Annotated in this window: 27 protein-coding genes; 7 read left to right on the forward strand and 20 right to left on the reverse strand. The window is 44.4% G+C overall.

The window, feature by feature from the left end; translation table 11 throughout:
• Nucleotides 1-40: 40 nt before the first annotated feature.
• The 6 genes from ON006_RS27675 to ON006_RS27700 all read right to left on the reverse strand — a co-directional run bounded on the left by ON006_RS27675 (nt 41) and on the right by ON006_RS27700 (nt 4,014).
• Nucleotides 41-733 carry an aspartate/glutamate racemase family protein gene (locus ON006_RS27675; RefSeq protein WP_244821428.1) on the reverse strand — a complete coding sequence of 231 codons (693 nt, stop codon included), beginning with the start codon at nt 731-733 and terminating at the stop codon, nt 41-43.
• A 27-nt stretch (nt 734-760) separates the two neighbouring features.
• Complete coding sequence (locus ON006_RS27680; protein ID WP_244821429.1) at nt 761-1,447, reverse strand: outer membrane beta-barrel protein; 687 nt, start codon at nt 1,445-1,447, stop codon at nt 761-763.
• An 83-nt stretch (nt 1,448-1,530) separates the two neighbouring features.
• Complete coding sequence (locus ON006_RS27685; RefSeq protein ID WP_244821430.1) at nt 1,531-2,109, reverse strand: hypothetical protein; 579 nt, start codon at nt 2,107-2,109, stop codon at nt 1,531-1,533.
• Nucleotides 2,110-2,245: 136 nt separating this feature from the next.
• Nucleotides 2,246-2,683 carry a YMGG-like glycine zipper-containing protein gene (locus ON006_RS27690; RefSeq protein WP_267609920.1) on the reverse strand — a complete coding sequence of 146 codons (438 nt, stop codon included), beginning with the start codon at nt 2,681-2,683 and terminating at the stop codon, nt 2,246-2,248.
• A gap of 174 nt (nt 2,684-2,857) precedes the next feature.
• Nucleotides 2,858-3,499 (reverse strand): hypothetical protein, encoded by a 642-nt coding sequence (locus ON006_RS27695; protein ID WP_244821432.1) that lies wholly within the window; start codon nt 3,497-3,499, stop codon nt 2,858-2,860.
• A gap of 5 nt (nt 3,500-3,504) precedes the next feature.
• The gene (locus ON006_RS27700; RefSeq protein WP_244821433.1) at nt 3,505-4,014 is read right to left on the reverse strand and encodes an RNA polymerase sigma factor; all 510 of its coding nucleotides are present in this window, start codon (nt 4,012-4,014) and stop codon (nt 3,505-3,507) included.
• Nucleotides 4,015-4,213: 199 nt separating this feature from the next.
• Between ON006_RS27700 and ON006_RS27705 the strand changes: the two genes are divergently transcribed.
• Complete coding sequence (locus tag ON006_RS27705) at nt 4,214-4,453, forward strand: type II toxin-antitoxin system ParD family antitoxin (protein ID WP_244821434.1); 240 nt, start codon at nt 4,214-4,216, stop codon at nt 4,451-4,453.
• A gap of 38 nt (nt 4,454-4,491) precedes the next feature.
• Here the strand turns inward: ON006_RS27705 and ON006_RS27710 are convergent, their stop codons facing one another.
• Together ON006_RS27710 and ON006_RS27715 are read right to left on the reverse strand one after the other, a co-directional pair.
• On the reverse strand, nt 4,492-6,735 hold the full coding sequence (locus tag ON006_RS27710) for a transferrin receptor-like dimerization domain-containing protein (RefSeq protein WP_244821435.1): 2,244 nt from the start codon (nt 6,733-6,735) through the stop codon (nt 4,492-4,494).
• 57 nt (nt 6,736-6,792) lie between these two features.
• Entirely contained in the window at nt 6,793-8,034 is a 1,242-nt protein-coding gene (locus tag ON006_RS27715; protein WP_244821436.1) for an alpha/beta hydrolase-fold protein, read from the reverse strand.
• Between the two features lie 199 nt (nt 8,035-8,233).
• Here ON006_RS27715 and ON006_RS27720 point away from each other — a divergent pair, with 199 nt between their 5' ends.
• Together ON006_RS27720 and ON006_RS27725 are read left to right on the forward strand one after the other, a co-directional pair.
• Nucleotides 8,234-9,178: a DUF2167 domain-containing protein gene (locus ON006_RS27720; RefSeq protein ID WP_244821437.1), complete on the forward strand. Its 945-nt coding sequence runs from the start codon at nt 8,234-8,236 to the stop codon at nt 9,176-9,178.
• Complete coding sequence (locus ON006_RS27725) at nt 9,175-9,780, forward strand: rhomboid family intramembrane serine protease (RefSeq protein WP_244821438.1); 606 nt, start codon at nt 9,175-9,177, stop codon at nt 9,778-9,780. The genes ON006_RS27720 and ON006_RS27725 overlap by 4 nt, the downstream gene beginning before the upstream one ends.
• Nucleotides 9,781-9,914: 134 nt before the next feature.
• Here ON006_RS27725 and ON006_RS27730 read toward each other — a convergent pair whose 3' ends face one another.
• A complete protein-coding gene (locus tag ON006_RS27730) occupies nt 9,915-10,523 on the reverse strand; it encodes a dihydrofolate reductase family protein (protein ID WP_244821439.1) in 609 nt (202 codons plus the stop codon).
• Between the two features lie 578 nt (nt 10,524-11,101).
• Nucleotides 11,102-11,386 carry a SymE family type I addiction module toxin gene (locus ON006_RS27735; protein WP_244821440.1) on the reverse strand — a complete coding sequence of 95 codons (285 nt, stop codon included), beginning with the start codon at nt 11,384-11,386 and terminating at the stop codon, nt 11,102-11,104.
• 129 nt (nt 11,387-11,515) lie between these two features.
• Here ON006_RS27735 and ON006_RS27740 point away from each other — a divergent pair, with 129 nt between their 5' ends.
• On the forward strand, nt 11,516-11,734 hold the full coding sequence (locus ON006_RS27740; RefSeq protein ID WP_244821441.1) for a helix-turn-helix transcriptional regulator: 219 nt from the start codon (nt 11,516-11,518) through the stop codon (nt 11,732-11,734).
• A gap of 80 nt (nt 11,735-11,814) precedes the next feature.
• Here the strand turns inward: ON006_RS27740 and ON006_RS27745 are convergent, their stop codons facing one another.
• From ON006_RS27745 to ON006_RS27755, 3 genes are all read right to left on the reverse strand, one after another.
• Nucleotides 11,815-12,597 carry a hypothetical protein gene (locus ON006_RS27745; protein ID WP_244821442.1) on the reverse strand — a complete coding sequence of 261 codons (783 nt, stop codon included), beginning with the start codon at nt 12,595-12,597 and terminating at the stop codon, nt 11,815-11,817.
• 121 nt (nt 12,598-12,718) lie between these two features.
• A complete protein-coding gene (locus tag ON006_RS27750; protein WP_244821443.1) occupies nt 12,719-15,262 on the reverse strand; it encodes a S8 family peptidase in 2,544 nt (847 codons plus the stop codon).
• Nucleotides 15,255-16,238, reverse strand: a complete 984-nt coding sequence (locus ON006_RS27755; protein WP_244821444.1) for an AAA family ATPase — start codon at nt 16,236-16,238, stop codon at nt 15,255-15,257. Before ON006_RS27755 ends, ON006_RS27750 begins: the two co-directional genes overlap by 8 nt.
• A gap of 442 nt (nt 16,239-16,680) precedes the next feature.
• Here ON006_RS27755 and ON006_RS27760 point away from each other — a divergent pair, with 442 nt between their 5' ends.
• A complete protein-coding gene (locus ON006_RS27760) occupies nt 16,681-17,052 on the forward strand; it encodes a hypothetical protein (protein WP_244821445.1) in 372 nt (123 codons plus the stop codon).
• 139 nt (nt 17,053-17,191) lie between these two features.
• On the forward strand, nt 17,192-17,518 hold the full coding sequence (locus ON006_RS27765; RefSeq protein WP_244821446.1) for a GIY-YIG nuclease family protein: 327 nt from the start codon (nt 17,192-17,194) through the stop codon (nt 17,516-17,518).
• A gap of 174 nt (nt 17,519-17,692) precedes the next feature.
• Here ON006_RS27765 and ON006_RS27770 read toward each other — a convergent pair whose 3' ends face one another.
• From ON006_RS27770 to ON006_RS27795, 6 genes are all read right to left on the reverse strand, one after another.
• Nucleotides 17,693-18,427, reverse strand: a complete 735-nt coding sequence (locus tag ON006_RS27770) for an SDR family oxidoreductase (protein ID WP_244821447.1) — start codon at nt 18,425-18,427, stop codon at nt 17,693-17,695.
• Between the two features lie 86 nt (nt 18,428-18,513).
• Nucleotides 18,514-19,095 (reverse strand): Crp/Fnr family transcriptional regulator, encoded by a 582-nt coding sequence (locus ON006_RS27775; RefSeq protein WP_244821448.1) that lies wholly within the window; start codon nt 19,093-19,095, stop codon nt 18,514-18,516.
• A gap of 15 nt (nt 19,096-19,110) precedes the next feature.
• Nucleotides 19,111-19,305, reverse strand: a complete 195-nt coding sequence (locus ON006_RS27780; protein WP_244821449.1) for a hypothetical protein — start codon at nt 19,303-19,305, stop codon at nt 19,111-19,113.
• A 74-nt stretch (nt 19,306-19,379) separates the two neighbouring features.
• Nucleotides 19,380-19,742, reverse strand: a complete 363-nt coding sequence (locus ON006_RS27785; RefSeq protein ID WP_244821450.1) for a DUF1304 domain-containing protein — start codon at nt 19,740-19,742, stop codon at nt 19,380-19,382.
• A gap of 133 nt (nt 19,743-19,875) precedes the next feature.
• Nucleotides 19,876-20,049, reverse strand: a complete 174-nt coding sequence (locus ON006_RS27790) for a DUF1059 domain-containing protein (RefSeq protein ID WP_244821451.1) — start codon at nt 20,047-20,049, stop codon at nt 19,876-19,878.
• Nucleotides 20,050-20,188: 139 nt separating this feature from the next.
• Nucleotides 20,189-20,818, reverse strand: coding sequence for a Crp/Fnr family transcriptional regulator (locus ON006_RS27795; protein ID WP_244821452.1), 630 nt, complete (start codon nt 20,816-20,818; stop codon nt 20,189-20,191).
• Nucleotides 20,819-20,961: 143 nt separating this feature from the next.
• On the opposite strand from ON006_RS27795, the gene bla reads away from it, so the two are divergent.
• Nucleotides 20,962-21,699: a subclass B1 metallo-beta-lactamase gene (gene bla, locus ON006_RS27800; RefSeq protein WP_244821453.1), complete on the forward strand. Its 738-nt coding sequence runs from the start codon at nt 20,962-20,964 to the stop codon at nt 21,697-21,699.
• A 148-nt stretch (nt 21,700-21,847) separates the two neighbouring features.
• Here the strand turns inward: bla and ON006_RS27805 are convergent, their stop codons facing one another.
• Nucleotides 21,848-22,594: a ThuA domain-containing protein gene (locus ON006_RS27805; protein WP_244821454.1), complete on the reverse strand. Its 747-nt coding sequence runs from the start codon at nt 22,592-22,594 to the stop codon at nt 21,848-21,850.
• Nucleotides 22,595-22,600 lie beyond the last annotated feature (6 nt).

Genomic DNA, 22,600 nt, shown 5'->3' on the forward strand with positions numbered 1-22,600 from the left:
GCCTAATAGTTGATTTTTTTTACTTTGACTGATTCGTGCATCACGACAGCGAAAAGGTTACTGCTGCCTGTGAATGAATTTGAGTAGTATCAAATACGGGAACTGAAACGTCTTTCTGGCTGATAATCATGGGGATCTCAGTACAACCCAGTATAATACCCTCCGCGCCATTTGCGATCAGCTCATTGATAATCCGGATATAACCCTGTTTCGTTTCTTCAAGGATAATTCCTCTGCCCAGTTCGTCTTTGAGCGTGCGTTGAATGTAATCCCTCGTTTCCTGACTTTCAGGCACCATTGGTTTGATGCCGAGCGAGATGAGTTTGTCTTTGTAAAAGTCCATTTCCATGGTAAATTTTGTACCCAGCAAGCCCACCTTTTTCAGGCCTCGTTTTTTGATCTCGTCAGCAGTGGCGGTGACTATATGAATGATCGGAAGTTTAAAGTTCGCCTGCAACCGGTCGGCAATAGCATGGGCTGTGTTGGCACATAATACGATTGCCTCGGCACCGCTTCGTTCGAGATTCTGGCAGGCCTTCAAAATGATTTCATAGGTAGCATCCCAATTGCCGGCAGTATTATTGGATACAAAGTCATTGAAATTGACAGAATAAATAATGCATTCTGCGAAATGGAGCCCGCCAAGTTTCTCATTGATACCCTCATTGATAAACCGGTAATAATCAATGGTCGACACCCAGCTCATACCGCCCACGAGCCCTAATTTTTTCATTGTTTCAGGATAAAATTTTTCCTAAAACTATCTAATCTTTATCAGTTTATGGATCGGATAGCCCACATTTAAACTGATTGTCCTGTTTTTTACCTTCGCTCCCGAATTTTCCCGTATGATGTTGACAAGTCCCATCTCATAAGCCAGCCGGAATGAGAAACTATCGTACATTTTGTAGCCGGCCGAGAAAATCACTCCACCGTCGAACCGTTTGAAACCATTGTCTTTGTCGAATGTGCTCACCTTATCGTTGCTGAAAGAGTTTTTGATCTTTCCGCCGGTACCGAATGCGAGGTAAGGGCCTAATCCGGCCACAATAGATCCTTTGGACTGTAGCTCGTGATAATACAAAGCCTGAACAGGGACTTCCAGGTAGTCGAGGTTAACCTTGGCGCCTCCGTCTTTCGTTCTCTTTTTGATAAATTGTAAAACTCCCTCAAACGCAACGTGGTCCATAAAAGAATAGGGCTTTTCTGCCGGACTGAGACCATTGATCAGTGCTGGATTGGTACTTGCATACAAATTCGACGGTGCTGCCTTTTGAAAGCGGTTTAGGCCTTGCGGTTTCGGGATTGTTCCACCTGGAGAAGTCATAAATGCAATGCCCACATTCAAACCCACATCGAGTGCGGTCGGGGACGGCTCAGGATAGGGATCGCCTTTGTAAATTAGCTTGTGACCATCAATAGAGCCTCTTACTTCGGCTAAATCCATGGAACAGGATTGTAAAAGGGGCGGTAGAATAGCAAAAAATAGTAAAAAAGAGAAAGAGGAGGCCGTAAATTTTTTCATGATCATCAGGTTTTAGGTAAAACCATTTTGTTGGTAATCCAAAGCAGAAACACGGCATTAAAAATCAATGTAAACGGAATGACTGAGAGATTTTTGAAAAACAGAATGATCACCCATTCTGACGAGTCGCCGGAAATAATGGAGTGAGTCTTCAACTTGGCATACAGGCAGGTTTGGTAGGCAGCGTGGTCGATCAGCTTGTTAATGAGCAACGCGATCAGCAGGTATATCACCATATTGGCAACAATGGATCGCCAGTCTTTTTTGAATTTTTGAACGGCAATGCGACTGTTTTCTTTCCACGTGGCCTTGCTCGTCAGCAGGTGCCGCAGTCTCAAAGCACCTTTCTTGACATTCGTTAAGCCGAGTGAATATACAAACACCATGATCCTCGCGGACTGAATAAATACTTCCAGTAGATTGAACATTCCCGGTGAAATGGGGCCAAAAGCGCGAAGCTGCGCAGCCCTGCCGAGCGCCGCTACCATACCCAGCGCGAGAATGATGAGGTAGTGTTTTTTAAAGAATAACAGAGATTGAATTACCCAGGCTAAGCTTTGGCGGATACGGAGAGCTGTGATCATGGCGAAAATGGAGAAGGGGCTTGATAGCTAGAACGTTGTATCTAAAATAATCCTTCTTATGGACAAAAAGAAATCATCCCTGCAATTCTAACATTGAGTAAGATTTGCAGGGATGATGAATTTGTTCAGACTTATATTACTGCTGTCGTTGTTGCTCTTTTTTCTTTTTCGAATGATCAACAATGGCACCGGTTCCGGCACCTACTCCAGCACCGATCAAACTACCGATCAATGCGCCTTCTGCGTGTTTTTTATTGACAATCGCCCCGGTTATGGCCCCGGTACCTGCTCCGACTACCGCTCCTTTGGCGGTGTGGCTCCATTTTTTCTTTTTGGCAACCGTATTAGTGGTAGCCACGGGTGCATTGTTGCTATTTGCCGCAATTTGCTGCTTTTCTTCCTTAATCCTTTCCTCTTCACGTTGCGCCATAACGGCATTCATTGAATCGACAACTGCTTGCTTCTCCATAGCTACTTTCATCGAGTCTATGGTAGCCTGTTGTGCCTTTAATACAGCTTCTTGTTTGTCAGAATTGCTGTTACAAGCGTTTAAAAGTACAATCGCAAGTAACATTGAAACTAATGATTTCATCTTTTATAGATGGATGGTTATGCAGGTGTAAGGGCTAAAACCATGCCAGGGGTATCGAATGCGTTGTACATGAGTAGTAGCACTGTTCCGGACTATCTTAATTGACTTCTTCCTTGTAATTATAACATTCAATGTTAGATTTACAAGGAAGATTTGTCATCGATACCCTTCAATCTCCCGCAGCATCCCCATTGCTTTCATCACCGGATCCCACTCCTTTCCATTAAAAATCAGCCTGAACCAATTCTTGTTGCGGTTTTCATATTTGATGTTCACAAAAAACCAGACTGCTACAAATGTAAATGCCAGCGTCACAATGCTTTGAATGACATACCAGATCACGCCTCCGTTTTTCAGCAGACTTTCGCCGATGTAAAAAGTAGTCCAAACGGGGAATTGCAGAAAGAGAAAACGAGTGATCCAGATCGTGGAGGATTGCAGACGGGCGATTCTTTCTTGTGTTGCCAGCAACGGTTCGCTGATGTCGGTTTGGTAAATGAGAACCATTTGGTACAGGTAAATTCCAATGGCTAGTTTCGTTATTAGTGCCTGAATACCAGCCGAAATAAGGAAAAAGGGGCTGGCAAAATGGAATGTGGCTACGATCAATGTATCCACAAAGACCACCCACAAAATCCCCGTGATAATTGTAAAAATCTTGATCGGTTTCATCGAGCCTAGCAGCGATTTAATCTTAATCCTCGTAATGTCTTCGGTATTCCTGCGGTTCAAAACCAGGTTTTCTTCCAGCTTTTGATCGTACGTTTTCCAAAGCGCCATTAATTCTTTGTCTTCCATTTTGTTTATGATTTTAATGCTGAAAATTTTTGTCTGATCTGTTCTTTGATCCTCAAAATCCTTGTAGAAACATTGGTAGGGGTAATGCCGAGCATTTCGGCGATATCCTGTTGGCTGTTTTCTTCCAGGTACAAAAGGATAATCGCCCGGTCCATTTCTTTGAGTTCTTTGATAAACCGGTGGAGTAGCGCAATGTCCGAGTCGGGTCCGACCGGGGTATTATCTTCTTGCAAAAAAATGATGTCAGGATGCAAAGGCTGGGCAATTCCGCTTCTGCGGTCTTCTTTTCTGTAAAATGAAATGGAGACGTTTAGTGCAATGCGGTACATCCAGGTCGTGATCCGGTACGACTCGTCGTATTTTGGAAACGCGAGCCACAACTGAATGATTATTTCCTGAATAAGGTCTTTCCGATTTTCCGCGTCGCGGCAATAAGCATTAGCCACCTTGTAAATAATGCCTTTGTTTGCCTCAATGACGGTCAGGAAATGCGGTGCGTCACGGTTCAGGGACATGGGTTGTTTGTATTTCTCATGATCGAATAATTTAAGCAGAATAAACTGTTTGTGTAATTATTCGCAGGAGAAAACGGGATGTCACAAATCCATTGTTTTTAATTCTCTGCCATTCCAGACAGCCTCAACCTTCTCTATGTGTTTTTCAGTATTACCAATTTTGGTACTTTCGTTTGCTCACAAATTTATTTTGAAGATTATGTCAAAAAATACATCCATATCAATCGGCCAGCATTTTGATTCTTTTATTCAAAATCAGATCAACACGGGTCGCTATGCGTCTACTAGTGAGGTAGTTCGTGCTGGTTTAAGGCTGTTGGAACAGGAAGAAGAAAAGCTGAAATTATTGAGACAGGCTTTGGTTGAAGGCGAGCAAAGCGGCTGGGTTGAAAACTTGGATACTGAAAAATTCAAGACTGGTTTAAAACGTAGCGTTTAGTGCGATTGCCAGCAATGATACCGGCAATCGCCACCAGGTTACTTCACCAATCCCACGGCTTTATCAATCTCCGCAGTAAAATTCTTCAAAACCTCTGTAACCCTTAAAATCCCCTGCTCAGCTTCGGCCCAGTTCTTTTGCTCAATTGCCTCCCGGATCATTGGGAGTGTTTTTACGCCGTAACCGGTATAGAAGCCCGGCGCGTAGATCTGATGCTTGTACCACGGCCTGCGAGGCAAACCTGCCGGATTGATCAGGTAACGTTCGGTTTTATAGAGGATTTGGTTTAACTGAGTGAGTTTATCAGCCGGAATGTTCCCGCCTTTATTAATCGCCGCGGAGTAAGCATTGGCGCTTTCCTGCAATATGGTCAAAGCATTGTCCAGCGGAGCGAAATTGAGATAGGGCGCAACCGGCATGGCGGCAATGATCTGTTTGGGTTCTTTGGGATCGGCTACTGCTTCGAAACGCCCTTCTGCAAGTAATTTGTTGTGCTCCTCCGCAGTGGTACGGGCAGTTTCCAGCTGTTTTTTTACATCCGTCGCGTACATCTGAACCGTATTGGAGAAATTGCTGAAATCGAATGGAAGGATCTCGGCATTGGCAAACCGCAGCACCGACCGCCCCACTGTCTTAGCCAAAGCCACACCATAAGCAAAATCGCCGTCTTTGAAACGGATGTAATCGTCGTAAGAGTCGAAAATGGAATGGTAGTCACCACCATCGTCTTCGCCTCCATAACCCAGGTTGAGCGATGCAATTCCCAAATGCTGAATAAATGGCGTGTAGTCAGAGCCCGACCCTAGTGCACTTATGCGCAGGTCTGGGCGGCTGCGTGCCTCCGACCTGGCCGTGGGATTACCGCTAACGATGGTGCGGGAACGCAGGCGCTCGATCACGCTGGTCCCTTTTTCCGGGTCTATCACATCGCGCCCCACCTGATTGATGAATTTTTCCAATGTATGTGACCCGCCTGCGCCCAGGTAGCCGCGACCATTGCCGTCGGTGTTGAGGTACACGACCGTTTTCTCCGAAAGCATTGCTTTATACTTCTCGACCCATTCCGTGGAGCCCAACAGGCCCGGTTCTTCACCATCCCACCAGCAGTATACGATCGTTCTTTTGGGTTTCCAGCCGGTTTTGACCAGTTCTCCCAATGCTCTTGCTTCTTCCAACTCGGCCACCGCGCCACTCACAGGATCATCTGCGCCAAATACCCAGGCGTCGTGGTGGTTGCCGCGAACGATCCATTGATCCGGAAATTCGCTCCCTTTCAAGGTTGCGATCACATTATAGCACGGGACAATGTCAAAATTGAATTCCAGTTTCAAATGTACTTTCGCTGGTCCGGGACCAATGTGGTAGGTAATCGGCAATGCGCCGCGCCAGGCTGCTGGTGCTACCTGACCGCCCAATGCTTTTAGCAGAGGCAATGCATCTGAATAGGAGATAGGTAGCACCGGAATTTTCATCATACTCGGCGCCTCTGCAATGGACAAGCGTTTGTTTTCCGCGCTGGCTACAAAACCATTGGTCAGTGGGTCACCCGGGGCTTGCGGCAGATCGACAACTGATCCACGCTGCGCACCGGTTTCGTTTTTATAGGGGCCTTTCGGGTACACATCTCCTTGAAAATACCCGTCTTCTTTTGGGTCCGAATAAATAATACAGCCAATCGCCCCGTGCTCGTAAGCAACTTTGGGCTTGATACCCCGCCACGAATTGCCGTATTTGGCAATCACAATCTTGCCTTTGACATCAATACCCAGCTTCGCAAGCTCTTCATAATCATCAGGTATCCCATAATTGACAAAAACCAGTTCGGCAGTGACATCGCCATTGGCCGAATAAGCATGGTAAGGAGGAAGTACATCTTTGGTCTGACCCGAAGTCGCATCTTCTTTAAACGGCTTTTCCATTAAAGACGCTTTGAATTTTGTAGGCTCCGTCAGTTCTACGATCCTGGTTTTGGGAGTAGGGAAGAGCACATGTACCGTGTCGATATGTGTGTCAAACCCCCAGGAAGTGAGTTTTTCTTTGATAAAAAGCGCATTCTTTAACCCATAGGCTGACCCTACCTGATGTGGATAGGCCGTCATGAGTTTCATCCAGTCACGGAGGTTGTTGGCTTGCAGTTGCTTATCAAAAGCAGTTTCAAGATCCAGTTCTTTTTTTGTGTTTTCAGCGCGAAAACCCATGAGCTGCTGCGCGAAGACTTCGCCGGAAAGTACCAGGCAAAACAGAGCAATGTAAGTCGTTGTTTTTGAGAAAATGTGAAGCATAGTAAACGGTTGAGTGATTTTTAAGAAGCGTGGCGTCCTGCAAGGATATTCTTGGCATCATTTCGCCGTAGATTTTCGAAGTTCTTCCAGCTTTTTCCGTGTATCCGCATTGTCGGCTACTGAAAGCGCCTTTTCAAACTGTGCGATCGCATTAATTTTATCCTTTTTGGCCACAAAATAATCCCCATAAGAATCATAGACATTGCCGCTGCCGGGATAGTTGGCGACATTGAGTTTGAACAGGCTCTCGGCTTTCTTGAAGTGTTTGCTCCCGAGGGCCTGGTAACCCATTGCATTGATCGCGCTTTCGGGCGGTGCCACTTTGTAGCCCATTTGGTTAGATACAAAGGCATAATGTTTAAGGTACTTGTCGGCCAGAGCCACGGTGCTGTCATCAAAATCCTTATCAGTTAGCTTCAATGGATAATAGTCGAAGATAAACCGGAGGGCATCGTATTCGGTAATCAGCGGTGCCGAACTGTGGGTGTCGTCGGGATAGTATTTGCTTTTATATCTCAAACCGTTTTGCGGATTAGCCTTCGCGTGTTTGTCCAGCTCAAATATCGAGCGGATGTGGCCGTTCATGGCGGTAGTATCTTTCGATAGTTTGGCGAGCGTCATTCCTTCGCTCATCGTATTGGCAATGCCCAGGTATAGCGAAGTCCCAGAAAATTTTTGTCCGCTGAGCGCCTTTTTGGTGGTTTTTAAAAAATTCATGTGGTCGTACCACATGCTGGGATCAATGCAGATGTAGGAATTAAAAAGTTTGGGGCGATTGATCAGCGAGTTCATCACGGCCAGACCACCGAATGAATGTCCGATCAGCATTTTATAAGGCTGCGTCGGGTACAATGAGTCGATGTGAGGGATGAGTTCTTTTTGGATGAAAGAAAGAAAATTAGTGCCTCCGCCAGTTTTTTTAGAAAATGTGGTGTCCATAAACGGCGGGTCGGAGCTAATGTGAGTTGGTGTCAGGTCCCTGGTGCGGTCCGTATTCGGGATCCCAACTACGATCATTTCGGGACAAATGTCATTGCCATTCACCGAGCTCAGCTGCTGGATCATGCCCACTACAGAAGCAAAATGACCCTCGCCGTCCAACAAGTACACAACAGGATAGCGCGTTTTGCCATACAACCCATCAACGCCACCATTAGGTACATGCACCCATACCTTCCGGTTCTCACCCAGTATTTTGGATTGAATGCTATCTATCTTGCCAATTGAGATGGTGTTTTTATCCTGCGCGGAGGCCCAGAAGGATAGGGCCAGGGACAATGCGAGAAGAAGTGTTTTCATAGTGCTAAATAGGGTTTCATGGAAAGCTAAATTACCATCTTTCGCCGGACTTATTGTTTTTCCTAAACTCACCACTAAAATAAAAAAACGTTTCGCTTGAAAAATTTATGTAACCGAATTTGACAAACGCTACACCGGCCAATCACCTTTTTATTATATTGCCCTATTAAATATTATTATTTTACCTTCTCCATCAAAAATGAAAAAACTGTTACTTGTACTCAGCCTTTTGGCTTTGTTTCAATGTTCGTTTGCGCAAAATGCCGACACTTCCTCTGTCGAACAAGCCGCAGCAATTCAAAAAATCCTCGACCGGGATAAAGCCATTAAGTATCAGACCGGCAATGTGCACATTAATTCAGATGTGAAATTAACCGTCCCGGCCGGCTACAAATTCATGAGCAAGGCCGATGCGGAATATGTTGTTTTCGATTTTTGGGGAAATCCGCGTTCGGAGGGTCTGCTAGGGATGATTGTCAAGCAGGATTATTCAATTGTCGATGAGAGTGCTTGGGCGTTTGTTGTTACTTACGAAAATTCCGGTTTTGTTAAAGACGAAGATGCGGAGGACATTGATTACGATGAAATGATGGAAGAACTGCAAGGCGAAGAGGAGGAAACAAATGCGGCGCGCGTCAAAGAAGGATATTCAGCCGTCCACATCACAGGTTGGGCCGCGAAACCTTTTTATGATAAGAAGAATAATATACTTCACTGGGCCAAATCGATAAAATTCGGAGAAGATGCTGACACCACACTAAACTACGATGTTCGCATATTGGGACGAAAAGGCGTATTAAGTTTAAATGCAGTTGGTTCGCTGAGCCAGATCGGTGACATTAAAAAGCATGTTCCCGACATTATTCATATCGCGCAATTTAAGGAGGGAAGCAGGTACACGGATTTTGATCCTGAAATAGACAAGGTTGCGGCTTACACCATCGGCGGACTTGTGGCAGGTAAGTTGCTGGCCAAAGTCGGACTTTTTGCACTTCTGCTCAAAAATATCAAGCTGGTTATTTTTGCGCTCATAGCAATTTTCGGTGCATTGAAAAACAGGATATTGGGTTTGTTTTCCAAGAAAGCACCTGCATTAGTTGCCAAAACAACCTCAGATCCCGAACCTGAAGCACCCGAAAATTGATTACACTTGGAATAATTGGGCTCAATGTGGTCCTTTCGCTGTACTGCCTGTCTAACAGGGACGCTTTTGATAAACTGTGCCTGGTACCGGAGAAAATCAACAATGACCCCAGTCAGCGATACAGGTTGATTAGTCACGCATTCATTCACGCGGATCTGGGGCATCTGCTTTTTAATATGCTGACGCTTTATTTCTTTGGAACCGAGCTGGAGAGAGGCATTCTGTCCGAAGGCGAATATGTAATTTTCTATCTCGTAGCGATATTGCTGTCGAGCTTGCCGTCTTATCAGCAACATAAGCATAACCCCGACTACGTTGCGGTTGGAGCCAGTGGGGCTGTTTCAGCTGTCATGTTCGCGTTAGTGCTGTTTTCACCGTGGTCGGTTATTTACATCAAATTCATTATCCCTATCTATTTCATTCTTTTTGCAGTGGGTTACCTAGGTTATTCTTATTACCAGAGCAAAAACAACCAAAGCAACATTGCGCATGATGTACATATGTGGGGCGCATTGTTTGGTTTGGCCTATATGTTAATCGTACATCCGAGTAGTCTTCGTACTTTTCTGGATCAAATGTCAAATGCGCCGTTCCTGAATTAATCAGGAGCAGTTTGTTTAGTAAATTATGTTATTACATGCCTGCAAGCCCGGCGGGGCTCCCTCGCAACATCAGGAAACCTCGCCGGAGCTAATGAAATGGATTGGTATTTTTCCACCAATTCCCGATCAAAACGCTACTCCTCCCCAGCATTCCCAGTCAGCACCTCCCCATTCGCTTCATAACTCGCACAAATCAGCCCGGTAGAAGCCACGGCATGCTTTACCAATTTAAAACCTCCCGGCATGGTACCTCCGGCGAAAAGCCTTTTTCCTTTGCCCAATACGACCGGATAAATCCAAAGATTCATCTTGTCGACCAGGCCATTTTCAAAAAGAGATTGGATAAAATCCGCGCTACCCCACATATGTAAGTCGGGCCCGTCGCTGGCTTTCAATGCTTTTACCTGTTCAATGGTGTCGCCGTTCAACAAAACGGTTCCTTCCCAATTGGACTCAGTCCGCGTTTGCGTGGCGACATACTTTTTGATCTTATTGAATTTGTCCCCGATCGGCCCCGATTGATTCGGCCAATATGGCTCCCAAATGTCGAAGGTAACGCGGCCCAGCAGCAGATCGTAGTCCTCCGCCATGGCATCCATCATAGATTTTCCTGATATTTCGTCCCCATATTTAGCGCTCCATCCGCCCAGCTCAAAGCCGCCAGATGTGTCCTCGTCAGGTCCGCCGGGTCCTTGTATTACGCCGTCAATACTGATATGTTCGTTAATGATGATCCGTCTCATAATGTTTGAAAGTTAAAAGGTTGATTTTCTATTTGATGATGCAAGTTCAGAAAACCTCAACCAACAAAAGCGGTGCCAATCCGTCTATTCCAAGGGGCAAATGCGACAAAGGGGTTATTAGTTAGCTTTTGGCTGTTCTGGCTTGTGAATTAGTTTTTTGCTTATTCCACTTTCTCTTTGCCTTACTTTTTGTCTTGACACAAAGAAGTAACCGCGCGGCGTCCGCCAAAAAGTCAAGGCAAAAAAATGCTTCCACGCTCTATCTCACGCACACCCCGCTTTTTTGCCGACCAAACGCGCAAAGTTAAAAGAAGGGAATATTCACGTTCAGAGAAAACTTTCAGACATTTAAATGCAAAAGTCATGCGCTAACTTCACTTATAAGGTGCGTAGGCCCGGCGAAAAAGCGGGGGGTGCGTAGGGCACGAGCGCAGAAGCTTTTTTTCGCCTTGATTTTTTTGGCGGACGCCGCGCGGTTCTTTTTGTATCAAGACAAAAGAACAAAGAACCGGAGGCAGGCGACAGGAAAAGCTAAAAACTGATTGATGGACAAGATCTCTGGCAACCCAAGAACAACACTACCTTTCATCAAACGGAACAAACCCCACTTTCCTCGAACCCCGCCGTTTTCTAACCGGCACCATTTCAATAACAACCGGCGGAACCAAAGTAATCTCCAATTTCTTTTCCGAAAACTTTACCATTACCTCCTCCCCACATTCAAAACCCAAATCTTGCAGCCACTTCCCGGCAAGCCTGATCTCCGGGAAAAACACAGCCCTGAAATTTTCCCGCTGGTAGTACTTTGAGCAGATTTTTAGCTGCTTTTCGCCGGATTTTGAAATTTTTTCTTTGTGTGTCATAGTTATTGTTTTACCTAAATTACATAGCAAATTAAGTAATAAATATGATGTAAAACAATACTTTACTAAATTTGAACACCTTTTTTGAAAATTGATTAAGTTCAGAAATAGCGTTAGATAGCATAAAAAATGCAGTCGTCGCTATTTATGCGCCTTAACAGATTAAAGTTAGTACTATACGAAAAGGGTAAAACCAGCAAGGATCTCGCTCATGCGCTGGGTAAGGCGCAATCAACCGTGTCTCGCTGGTGTACCAATGACTCACAGCCTTCTTTGGAGATGCTTTATGAAATTTCGGTTTGGTTGAAGGTGGATATTCGGGAGCTGCTCGTTAGTACGGCGGGGTAGGACTAGCTTATTTAAAAAGCATTTTGCAAAAAGGCCGTCTATAAATATCTATTTTAATACAAATTTGTTTTGTCGAAAGCTTAAATTTTAAGAAATCCTTTCTTTTCTTCCGGTGTCAATTTGTCATATTCATTTTTTAAAATACAGACTAACTCATCACCACCGATACCTCGTATATCGACCTTTTTGACGACAAAATCTTTTGCATAGCTAGCAGATAAGGCTTTTGGATCTAACCCTCTTCGCGAGAAGCAAAAAGTTAGCGAATGAAGCTTCTGGAGCCTAGCAGACATATTGATACATGGGCCAACGAAATCATTTCCATCTCCAACACTATAAACGATTCCTCTCGCAATACCACACCTCAATTTTGCCGGAGGTGAAACTACTATTTTTGACATCTTCGGCAAAAATTCTTTGACATAATTTTGGCAGATCTCTAACATAGATACTATCACATTCGCAATTTGTGTCTCGTTCATCATTTCCGTGTTCCAAAGAAAAAGCAGGCCGTCCCCAAGGTATTTTGACAAAATGGGTAATTCTGACCAGGTTAGAAACCCTTCGTTTCGCTCCTCCTCAACAAGTTCTGTCTTGACCTGCTCAAAAATCCAATTAAGAAATTGACTCAGATATTCGGGTACTGCTAGTTGCGGGTCTATTTGTTTACAAAAATTTGTAAAGCCTTCCAGATCAAATATTACACTGAGAGCGTTCAGTGGAATTGATTTCATTCCTATCGTTCCTAATCCAAGGATACTCTCATTAAATCTATTAAACGCATCCTTTTTGATTGCTCCCCTTCTTCCAGTTGGTGTTGCAATAATTACTCTGTCTTCGTTAGGAATTAAAAATTTTGGCATCGTATGTTACTTAAAGAAACTGTTTGGAATCATAATATGCTAATTGCAAATCTTCTTAAAAAGCTTTCTCATTAGCAGTTATCTAATTGGCAAGAGGAATATTAGAATCCATAACTTACTATTAAGCAGGAGTTGCGGGAACCTCATTACTAATACGATTACTTACAGGCGTATATATATCCATTTCAGGAGTTTCTATTGTAACTATCAGACTATACCGAACTCTCGAATCAAATCTTTTCAATTTTTTCCGAGTACGATACCAACCGTTTTTGGGAAAAATTGCGATAATGTTTCTTTCAGACATTTCTACGGCTGACATTGTAATATAATCTTTACGAATTGAGCCTTTAGAACCTAATCTTCCAATCGTCCAGGGTTCACCTATTCCATTCCTCTCATCGTTTGGAATCTCAGTCACGGCGGAAACCCTTCTTTCAAAAATCCTTACTGGTTCGCCGGCCTTTATAACCGCAAAATCTAAACCATGAGAATGATAATGATAGTTTTTTAAGTATCTCTTTCCTCCGGGATTCGGTTCAATATAATATGATAGGGTTATTATTAATGTCGCATCCGCTTCGCCCAAATCTCGCAGTACATCCGCCGGCCATGGTAGTGTGTAAAGGTGATATTCATCAAAAGAGACAGTCTGTCCAACCCTTTTAAATGGTTTTATCTCTCGCTCCGCAATCAAGGTCACACTATTGGTAGCGCTATTTAAAGCTCGTTCTAAATTCGGAACTCCGTAGCCAAATGTTCTCAGCAATTCCCTTTTTTGGGTTTCGTTAAATCTTCTAATAGCTTGGGGATCGGCCATAATTGTAGTCCAATTTGCCGAATGAATCAATAATGCTCTGATTGTTTCCGGCCAGAGATCTGGAAAAGATGATCGCAATTCAGCAATCATCTTTGCGGCGAGCGCCGCTGAGGCGCTAGTATCTCCAAATGGACGAAAAACATAATTGGGATATTCGGAGTCTGCTGAAAAGAGCTTTAACGAATCATGGTCGGAAACGCTCGTTCCATCCGTAGACGAATTACCCCCTTCAAATACTACATCCGGTTTATTTGGCCATTGCGTTTCCCAGTTTAAGGAAGTTGAATTACAAGGTGACATTCCACCATTCGGCGCTAACGCAGTGAGACCAGTAGCGGCATCGATTCGATCCTTCCGAGTATAAGCGCCAACCGCAATTGCGTTGTATGCCTGCGCAGGATCGTGAATAGATTCATCGCGATTTACTCCTGGATAGTCCTCATGTCTTTGTAGTGATACATTTCCGCTACTTATCACCATGATCTGAGGATAAAACGGGTCAAAGGATAAACCTAAAACTATTTTGTCAATTGCTGCGGACCAAGCAGATGGCCTGCCTCTAAATGCAAGGGTTTTATCTGTTACCGTTAAGCAATATACTCTCTGATTTTCTGGTCGATCAATGAGAGGTGTATTGACTGCTCCCTCTGTTATAGCAGCATACAGATCTGGATCATTCGCATCATTATCCTGATATATTTTGTATGATTCCACCGAATGTCTAACCACAATGCTTGCTGCATTTGACAGTGCGTCTACGAAATCCCCATAAATGGCCAGCGCCGCGACGGCGGTCCCATGTCCGCCGTTTCCAGCTCCATCACCAACTCCCCATGCTTCATTATAGGTATATAAAAACTCATCTGGCATCAATTGACTTAGTACCGGATGCTGGTTATTGACTCCACTATCCAGTATGCATACTAAAACCGGTAATAGATCATCGGATATTTCGGTGCGTTGTATTAAATCCTCTAAATACTCTTTTCGATCAATATTATTTACATTCCTATGACTGATGAAATCTGCCACTTCCTGGGGTTTTCTCAGTTCAGCTAGGCTATCAAGAAAAAGAAGTGATTGAGTCAACTGACCAATGGTCGCTTTGACAAGACGTACTCTGTGCTCGGTCAGAACTAATTCCGAACGTCCGATTATACAACCGACAGCTTCCAAATTATTTAATGCTCTGCCAATATTTTCGCGGTCATTAGAACTTTTCCTAAACCATACTTCCCACCAAATGCTGTCATTTGTGTTCGGAAATGGTATTTCAGGTTCATCAGCCCAGAAAGACCTCAAAGTTGCCAGCCTTATTGAGCTAATATTATTTACTAGCTTATAATTTTTTGGGTTGCCTGTATCAATTTTTTCATCAGTATCCGGATCTTTTTTGAAAATATTCTCAACCAGATATTGTTCGATTTTTCTAATAAAAGCACTTATTGCCCCTTGTTTGACTAGTACTGTCGCGTGAAATCTGGTCATCTCATTCCCGTTTACAATACCTTTCTCTACCCTTGTAGTTAAGAGCTGAAAATCATATGTCCTTGTTGTATCCTGATCCAAACTCTCAAATTGCAAAGCATAGCCCCACTCAGACGTAAATTCAATGTAAATAACATCGTCTCGAACTATTTCAGGAGGTAAGTCTAACTCCGCGTTAATTCTAAACTGCTCTCTAAATGAATTGAGCTGCCTAATCAACGCTTGTCCATGAATTGCCCTAGTTTGGTTTTTCACCTCTAAGGATGGACCAACAACAGTTGTGGGATATTTATAAGGTAGGGCGGTACTGTATTTATTTCCTAGATAGACATGGGGCTTCGGTTCAATATTAGCCATTGGCTTCTTTGCGCTTTTTTAGGATAGTTTTGAAAAAATCAAGGTCTAAATTTTCTTTTCCCTTTAAGACCATATTTTTAATTACTTCCCGACATGCTTTTGTTAATTCAGAATAATTCATTCCGCTAGCAATCTTCGATATTTCCTTGTAATTGATCCTTCTATTGAAAGAATAAGAGCTCATATTTTTACTAATAACCTCCTGAATTTGAGCCTCGTTTGGTAACGGATAAGATACAATTTCGTCGAATCTTCTAAATAAAGCTGTATCTAGGCTCTCTGGCATGTTAGTGGCGGCTATAATAATGCTATTACTTTTGTCTTTCTCGATGTTAATTAAGAAACTATTCAAAACTCTCTTTACTTCGCCAATGTCTTGTCCTTGATTTCTATGAGAACCAATTGAATCAAATTCATCAAACAGGTACACGGCACGATGATCAATCATTGCGTCAAAAATGAGTCGTAGCTTGCTAATAGATTCACCTAGAAATTTGGACATTAATCCATCCAGCCGAATAATGTAAACTGCTAATCCAAGCTCTCCTGCTATCGCCTGAGCAGTCATTGTCTTACCAGTTCCAGGAGGGCCAGTCAACAAAAGTTTTCTAGTAGGTTCAAGATTGTGTTTTTTCAAAATTTCCCACCTCTGCTGCTCTTCTATTAACTTCTCGAGATGCGCGCTAACATTATTATCTAAAACTAGATCATTTAGTTTTATTCTAGGAACAAAGACCTCGATCAGCTCCTGCAATTCCCTTTTTGGCAGAGACAATTGAACTGACTTCCCTTCAATGGTTGATGTGGAGCGCTCTTTCTTAGCTTTATCTATAATAGCCTTCAACTCTTGGGCAAAGAGGTTATGCCCCTGTCTAGCCTCAGTAGCAGCGATTTGTAATGCGGTTGTGAAGAAGCGACTATCGTCGCTCTCCCCAAATGATTTTATTAAGTTCTTTATTTGATTAGCTGCTGCCATCGTATTTCGGGTATTGGTAGCTGTAAAATTAGTCTAAACTTGATAACATTCACTTAGCCACGAAGAGCAATCAGTCTAATATAATACATTCTGGATCCATACTTAGTTAAAAAGAAGCTCCTACCAAAAACATACCTAGAATCTATTTACCCTTCATCTAAATTGTTCTCATATCCCATCGCTTGATGCCGCAGACGCCGATCTATTTCCGGTACCAGATAAAACAATTAATTGCACTATCCCAACAAACACCTTCCCTATCAGAAGAACTTTCCATCTTCCTTAAATTCCAGTAAACTATTGACAACCAATCCACGTTAACCAAATTGAAGGCAATAGAAGACATTCAAAGAACTGTAAATATTCCCCTCATTCCATAACTATTTTAATACCACAGAAAAGCCCCACACAGAAACACGGGGCATTGAAAACAGAAATTACCATGATACAAATACAAAAACACACAAAACAGGACAAGTCGAAGAGCCAGTCTCAGGAGTTTACAACAAACCGTTACTCAGTACTTTATACGTTGAAAGGCCAGTACCAACACGTGGGCTGCTCGTCGGAGGAAGAAGCGCAATACGTGCTAGGCACCCTCATGACCGACGGCAACCGCATTCCCATCGGCATCTACGACTCCAAAACCGACATTTTCGAATGGGAAATCATCGGCCAATACTTTCACAGCCAGGACCTCATGAGTAACCCCGAAGAACGCCTGCAAGAAGCCCTCACCGTTTCAAAAGCATTAAGAAGAAGAGACAGCAGCTGGCAGCCAGGGGTAATGGAGAGAGCGAGTTTCTTTGCTTGATAGCGTTGTGCATGTACTTCGACTGCCCGGCGGCCCGGTGCGCTCAGCATGACAAAAGTTGGTTAGGCGAGAGCCTTTATTGTTAATGAAAACTGTTACTTTTTTGCATTGGTGCGTCTAATAAAAAACGACGCAGCCAATGCATACTAAAACCTATTTTGTCTACATCCTAAAATGCGCGGATGATAGCTATTACACCGGCATAACCAACAACCTCGACCGCCGACTTGCCGAACATAATTCAGGTTTTAATCCTGAATGTTACACCGCGTCCAGGCGGCCTGTTGAGCTTGCCTTTGCTTTTGAATTCAAATACGTTGATAAGGCGATTGCCTTTGAGAAGCAGGTTAAGGGTTGGAGCAGGAAGAAAAAGGAGGCGATTATTAGGGATAATTGGGAGGCTTTGAAGGATTTGGCGAAATGCGTGAATGGGACGCATTGGCGCGAGAAGGGTTTGGAGAAGTAGGGCATTGTTATTCTTTTTGCTGCCCTTTGTCAGCCTGAGCGGAGTCGAAGGGCAGGAGTACTATGCAAAAAATTGTTGTACCTACCAGTGGCGTGCTTCGACTGCGCTCAGCATGACAATAAAAGGGCGCTCAGCATGACAAGTATGCTCATCTCATCCTCACTAATCTTCCCGTCAAACCAACACACCCCCACCATCCACAACCACTGTCTGCCCGGTACCAAAAGTCTGCTCCATCAGATACACGTAAGCCCGCGCAATCTCCTCCGCCTGCCCCACATGCTTCACAGGAAGCGACCCGGCCACAGAAGCATAAAATCCATCACGCTCGCTGACAGGCATATTACTCCACAAATCGGTAGTTACTACGCCGGGAGAAACGATGTTGACGCGGACCGGAGCCAGTTCCATTGCCATGGCGCGTGTGAAACCTTCCATGGCGGCACAGATGCTCGCGCCCAGAGCCCAGCCTGCATTGGGTCGGTTGCTTGCGATACCGCTCGTGAGTACCATCGAGCCGCCAGGATTGATAGTCGTCGAAGCATGTTTCACGGCAGCGAAGGCACCCCAATAACGGATATCCCAAAACTTGCGGGCTCCTGCCACGTCGGTATCGCTGACATTACCGAGCATCAGATTTTCGCCAGCAGTATACACCAGGTGATCAAATGGCCCGATGGTTTCAAACAGTTGTTGAATCTGCGTTTCGTTCGTGACGTCGACTGCATATCCCGCACTGTTTTCGGGTAATGTTTCGAGGGCTTTGTTAACTCGCTCCTGGTTGCTGGATACGATTACGACATGCGCCTGTTTAGCTGCGACGGCCTGCGCGACGGCAAATCCAATTCCCGCACTTCCTCCGATAATGACGATTTTTTTGTTTTGCAAAGGCTCTGATTTCTGTTCCATTGTTTTCGATTTTTAATGTTGTGGATCACGAAAACAAAGGTAGAATGTGTCTTTCCGGGAGTATTTAACAAATGGTAAAAAGCGTTTCAACGCACATTTTTGCGGATGCGGCTTAGGGATTGTTGCGTAATGCCTAGGTAAGAAGCAACATCGCTGAGGGGAACGCGGAGCGCAATTTCGGGCTGGCGTGTGCGGAATGTTTCGTACCGGGAAGAAGCATCTTCGCCCATATATGCATTGCGAATGGCGATTTTGTCAAGCAACGCCCGATGCATGATGCTCATGATCAATTCTTTGAGATAAGGAAGCGCTTCAAAAAGTGCGAGGAGTTTTTGCTTGGGTATCACCACTAGTTCGCATTCGATGGCCGTTACAATGCTTTCATGCGCGGGAACGCCATTTTCGAAACTGTGTAGAATGGTGCAGAATTGGTTTTCTTTGAGGAAGAACTGGGTTACTGCATTTCCTCTCTCGTTATTGGTAACAATTTTCAAAATGCCTTTGCAGATAAAGAATAGCTCACTGGCGACGCGACCTTGTTCGAGGAGTGTTACTTTGTTCTCAACTTTGCGGAATGCGAGGTGTTCCGAGATGGTTTGCAGGTCGCCGGCTGGGATTTGGCGGTGAGATTGGAGGAAGGTTAGGAATGGGTGGTGGTATGGGGACATTGCAAATGGTATAACTCATTTTACCTTGCCATTTTTCCGCAAAAACTCCATGGCTTCGTCTTGGGATACAAATTCTCCATCCTTGCGTTCCTCGTAAAGTATGGTGTCTATAAGATCTTCTACGAGCTCGGTTTTTGCGCTGGCATTAATGGTTATGCGCTTTACGTTACCTTTTGGTGTGTATTCGGTTTTGATACCTGCCAGTTTCATGAGATAGTGTTTTTGCTTTTAACAAATTTAACCTTTCGGCCAGAATAAAAAAATCCGACTATGTGCTATTTACCTCAAAAATGCAAAACCACCAACGCCACAATCGCCGGTAGCGCTTGTACGTAAAAGATCTTTTTGCTGGCGGTAACAGCCCCGTAAATTCCAGCCACAATCACACAGGTGAGAAAGAAAATGGCAACGTGGAATCTCCAATGGTGCTCCTCGATGAAAAATGTCCAGATCAGGCCTGCGGCTAAAAATCCGTTATAAAGTCCCTGATTGGCGGCCAGCGTTTTCGTGGGCTTGAACAATTCCGGTGCCAGGGAGCCTTTGAATACTTCTTTGCCTTTGGTTTCCCAGGCGAACATTTCGAGATACATGATGTAGAAGTGTTCGAGAGCGACGAGGCCTACGAGGATTTTACCGAGGATTTCCATTGCTGTTTTGGTTTAATTCATGGTAAGGTACAAAAAAACAGGCTGACACATAAAGCGCCAGCCTGCCGGAATTTGAATTAATGTTACTAAGCTTTTCCTTGGATGAACCGAGTGCTGCGGGTACGGAAGCCGGTTAGTTTTCGTCTTTGATCAGCGTTTGCAGCTGTCCTGCAAGCTCGGAGGTGACCTGTACGCCGTGGGCTTCAAGAGCGTGCGCTGCGGCCAGAGTTAGTACTTCTTCGTCGGTGGGGGCTTTAATAACACCTTCACAATCAAATCCCGCATCGCGGCAATGTAGCGTTTTCATAGCTTTTAAAGTTTTAAATGGTTAATAAATAAATACGTGGCAATGAATGATCTTTTCATCGTGATATATTTTTGTGTGACGCAAAAATAATCCGCACTACCGGCTCACGACGGTATCAAAAGATACACAACCCCAAAATTTATTTTAACCGGATATATCCTCTGAAAAGGTTGAGCTTACCATGCTGTTCGAAGCCTTTCAATATCCTTGAAATGACCACCCGGGTCGTTCCCAGCTCGTAGGCCAGCTGCTGATGTGAGATTACTATTTTAGTAGTGCTTTCCTGCCGTGACCGGTTGGCCAGATACGTCATTACCCGCTTTTCGATCGGGTCGAAGGCAACGCTCTCAAACGAGCCGAGCAACTCTTCATACCGGCTTCGGAATGTCTGGATCAGGAACGAATTCCATGATGGATATTTGAGCTGCCATTCACTGACCATTCGGGTAGGGAAAACGAAGATCTCGGACGGCTCCGTCGCAACACCGTACGAAACACTGGTATTGCTGAAATACGCTGCGGAAAGCGACATCATGCAGGTTTGGCCGGCCCGCACATAATACAACAGGATTTCCCGGTCTTCTTTTTGCTGAAAAACCCTGATCTCGCCTTTGAGTACGATCGGTAAAAAATCGAGATACTGCCCTTCGCGGACAATGGTATCACCTTTCCCGACGACCAAATACTTGCCATGCCGGCTCATTTCCTGCCTCAGTTCGGGTTCGGCAAATGCCACGGGAAGCTTCGCCAGAAGTTCGTTTGGTTCCATAAGAAGTTACTAAGGGTTCTCTTGGGAAAAGGTATAAAAAAAACGTGGCAAAGTCTGTTTTATGAATTAAATGCGCACACAAAATTGCCTTATCTTGCGTTAAAAGTTACATAGGCGATTAGTCATCACTCCAAACAAATTTTATGATCAGGCAACACTTCATTTGCTTTCTAATGCTCATTTCGGGTTTTGCTTCTGCGCAAGATCCTGACAAGGGCCTCGAAACAAACAATCTCATTATCGAGAAAGTTAAAAGCCATGTTTTCAGGCACGTTAGCTATTTCAAATCAGAAACTTACGGCCGGGTGCCTTGCAATGGAATGATCGTTTTTGATAAAGGGGAAGCGATTATTTTTGACACCCCCGTCGACGATTCCACTTCGGCTGCGGTGATCGATTGGGTCGAAAATACCTTAAAATGCAAAGTGAAGGCGGTTATCGCTACGCACTTTCATGAAGATTGCGTTGCCGGTTTGAATGCATTCCACAAGCGTGGGATACTTTCCTATGCAACCAATAAAACGATCGCATCTGCTGCAAATGCGAAATTTCCGGTCCCACAGAAAGGCTTTAATGATCTGCTAGAACTGAAAGTGGGCGAGCGGAAAGTGATTGCGGAATTCAATGGTGAAGGTCATACGCGTGACAATGTCATTGGCTATTTCCCAAGCGAGAAGGCAATGTTTGGCGGCTGTCTGATCAAAGAATTGAATGCGACAAAAGGGAATCTGGCTGATGCTAATGTCAACGCCTGGACGGCGACGGTCTCCAAAATAAAATCAAAATATCCCGACACGCAAGTTGTCATTCCTGGGCACGGAAAGATTGGGAATACTTCATTGCTCGATTATACGATTGCGTTGTTTGAGGTGAAGAAATAAATGCAAGACTAGTACGAAGGTTTCCTTCGTGCCGGATATTCGCAGGCCTCCGGCCGGTCATTTAAGCAATAATGTTACTGCTTGTGTGACCGGCCGGAGGCCTGCGAATAGTTTGTCCGAAGCATTAGCTTCGAACTAGTCCGTTTTTTTACTTCAAACCCTTCCCGGTAGCAGCCCAATAAATCCCGCCGTACAAATGGTCCAGGAACGATTGGTCAGAATAAACCAGTCCAATGTGTCCTAATCCCGTATAAAATGCGCGGCCGCCGTCGTAGTTGTGATACCAGGCCATTGGGTGTTCCGCCCCCATGCCAGTGCCCTGGCTGGTTTTCGGATCGTATGATTTTTCGTCCAATGTGATCAGGATTTTCAGGTCGTCGGCATTGTATGGTTTTTTGTATTCGTACCATTCATCCGTCCAAAGCAAACGTTTTGGGAAACGCTCCAAGCCCGGGAAGTTGCTGTCTTTCACGTCCAGAAATGCTGTTTGCTGTGCAGGGTGGGTTTTGAAATACATACCAACCATTTTGCCATACCAGGCCCAATCATATTCCGTATCCGCGGCCGAGTGGATCCCTACCCAGCCTTTTCCACTTTTAATGTATTTTTCAAATGCCGCTTGTTGTGCGTCATTCAGGATATCGCCGGTTGTATTCAGGAAAATTACTACCTGATAGTTCGCCAGACTTTTCTCATTAAAAACGTCTGCATTCTCCTGCCAGTCAACTGAAAAATTATGTCTCGAGGCCAGGTTCCTGATGCCCGCCACACCTTCATGAATAGAAACGTGGTGAAAGCCAGCGGTTTTAGTGAATAGCAACGCTTTGAACTGCTGGGCCTGAGCAGTAATAACACTTCCGACAATGAGTGAAAGCGTCAATAATTTTTTGAACATAATGGT

The organism is Dyadobacter pollutisoli, from assembly GCF_026625565.1.
In the GTDB taxonomy this organism is placed as follows: Bacteria; Bacteroidota; Bacteroidia; order Cytophagales; family Spirosomataceae; genus Dyadobacter; species Dyadobacter pollutisoli.

Excerpts from the sequence above, each read along its gene's own strand:
- ON006_RS27710 (WP_244821435.1), bottom strand. The coding sequence starts at position 6,735 with ATGCTTCACATTTTCTCAAAAACAACGACTTACATTGCTCTGTTTTGC.
- ON006_RS27740 (WP_244821441.1), top strand. The coding sequence starts at position 11,516 with ATGCAGTCGTCGCTATTTATGCGCCTTAACAGATTAAAGTTAGTACTA.
- ON006_RS27765 (WP_244821446.1), top strand. The coding sequence starts at position 17,192 with ATGCATACTAAAACCTATTTTGTCTACATCCTAAAATGCGCGGATGAT.
- ON006_RS27675 (WP_244821428.1), bottom strand. The coding sequence starts at position 733 with ATGAAAAAATTAGGGCTCGTGGGCGGTATGAGCTGGGTGTCGACCATT.
- ON006_RS27705 (WP_244821434.1), top strand. The coding sequence starts at position 4,214 with ATGTCAAAAAATACATCCATATCAATCGGCCAGCATTTTGATTCTTTT.
- ON006_RS27680 (WP_244821429.1), bottom strand. The coding sequence starts at position 1,447 with ATGGATTTAGCCGAAGTAAGAGGCTCTATTGATGGTCACAAGCTAATT.
- ON006_RS27795 (WP_244821452.1), bottom strand. The coding sequence starts at position 20,818 with ATGGAACCAAACGAACTTCTGGCGAAGCTTCCCGTGGCATTTGCCGAA.
- ON006_RS27735 (WP_244821440.1), bottom strand. The coding sequence starts at position 11,386 with ATGACACACAAAGAAAAAATTTCAAAATCCGGCGAAAAGCAGCTAAAA.
- ON006_RS27770 (WP_244821447.1), bottom strand. The coding sequence starts at position 18,427 with ATGGAACAGAAATCAGAGCCTTTGCAAAACAAAAAAATCGTCATTATC.
- ON006_RS27755 (WP_244821444.1), bottom strand. The coding sequence starts at position 16,238 with ATGGCAGCAGCTAATCAAATAAAGAACTTAATAAAATCATTTGGGGAG.
- ON006_RS27695 (WP_244821432.1), bottom strand. The coding sequence starts at position 3,499 with ATGGAAGACAAAGAATTAATGGCGCTTTGGAAAACGTACGATCAAAAG.
- ON006_RS27745 (WP_244821442.1), bottom strand. The coding sequence starts at position 12,597 with ATGCCAAAATTTTTAATTCCTAACGAAGACAGAGTAATTATTGCAACA.
- ON006_RS27700 (WP_244821433.1), bottom strand. The coding sequence starts at position 4,014 with ATGTCCCTGAACCGTGACGCACCGCATTTCCTGACCGTCATTGAGGCA.
- ON006_RS27720 (WP_244821437.1), top strand. The coding sequence starts at position 8,234 with ATGAAAAAACTGTTACTTGTACTCAGCCTTTTGGCTTTGTTTCAATGT.
- bla (WP_244821453.1), top strand. The coding sequence starts at position 20,962 with ATGATCAGGCAACACTTCATTTGCTTTCTAATGCTCATTTCGGGTTTT.
- ON006_RS27790 (WP_244821451.1), bottom strand. The coding sequence starts at position 20,049 with ATGAAAACGCTACATTGCCGCGATGCGGGATTTGATTGTGAAGGTGTT.
- ON006_RS27785 (WP_244821450.1), bottom strand. The coding sequence starts at position 19,742 with ATGGAAATCCTCGGTAAAATCCTCGTAGGCCTCGTCGCTCTCGAACAC.
- ON006_RS27775 (WP_244821448.1), bottom strand. The coding sequence starts at position 19,095 with ATGTCCCCATACCACCACCCATTCCTAACCTTCCTCCAATCTCACCGC.
- ON006_RS27760 (WP_244821445.1), top strand. The coding sequence starts at position 16,681 with ATGATACAAATACAAAAACACACAAAACAGGACAAGTCGAAGAGCCAG.
- ON006_RS27715 (WP_244821436.1), bottom strand. The coding sequence starts at position 8,034 with ATGAAAACACTTCTTCTCGCATTGTCCCTGGCCCTATCCTTCTGGGCC.
- ON006_RS27730 (WP_244821439.1), bottom strand. The coding sequence starts at position 10,523 with ATGAGACGGATCATCATTAACGAACATATCAGTATTGACGGCGTAATA.
- ON006_RS27750 (WP_244821443.1), bottom strand. The coding sequence starts at position 15,262 with ATGGCTAATATTGAACCGAAGCCCCATGTCTATCTAGGAAATAAATAC.
- ON006_RS27685 (WP_244821430.1), bottom strand. The coding sequence starts at position 2,109 with ATGATCACAGCTCTCCGTATCCGCCAAAGCTTAGCCTGGGTAATTCAA.
- ON006_RS27690 (WP_267609920.1), bottom strand. The coding sequence starts at position 2,683 with ATGTTACTTGCGATTGTACTTTTAAACGCTTGTAACAGCAATTCTGAC.
- ON006_RS27805 (WP_244821454.1), bottom strand. The coding sequence starts at position 22,594 with ATGTTCAAAAAATTATTGACGCTTTCACTCATTGTCGGAAGTGTTATT.
- ON006_RS27780 (WP_244821449.1), bottom strand. The coding sequence starts at position 19,305 with ATGAAACTGGCAGGTATCAAAACCGAATACACACCAAAAGGTAACGTA.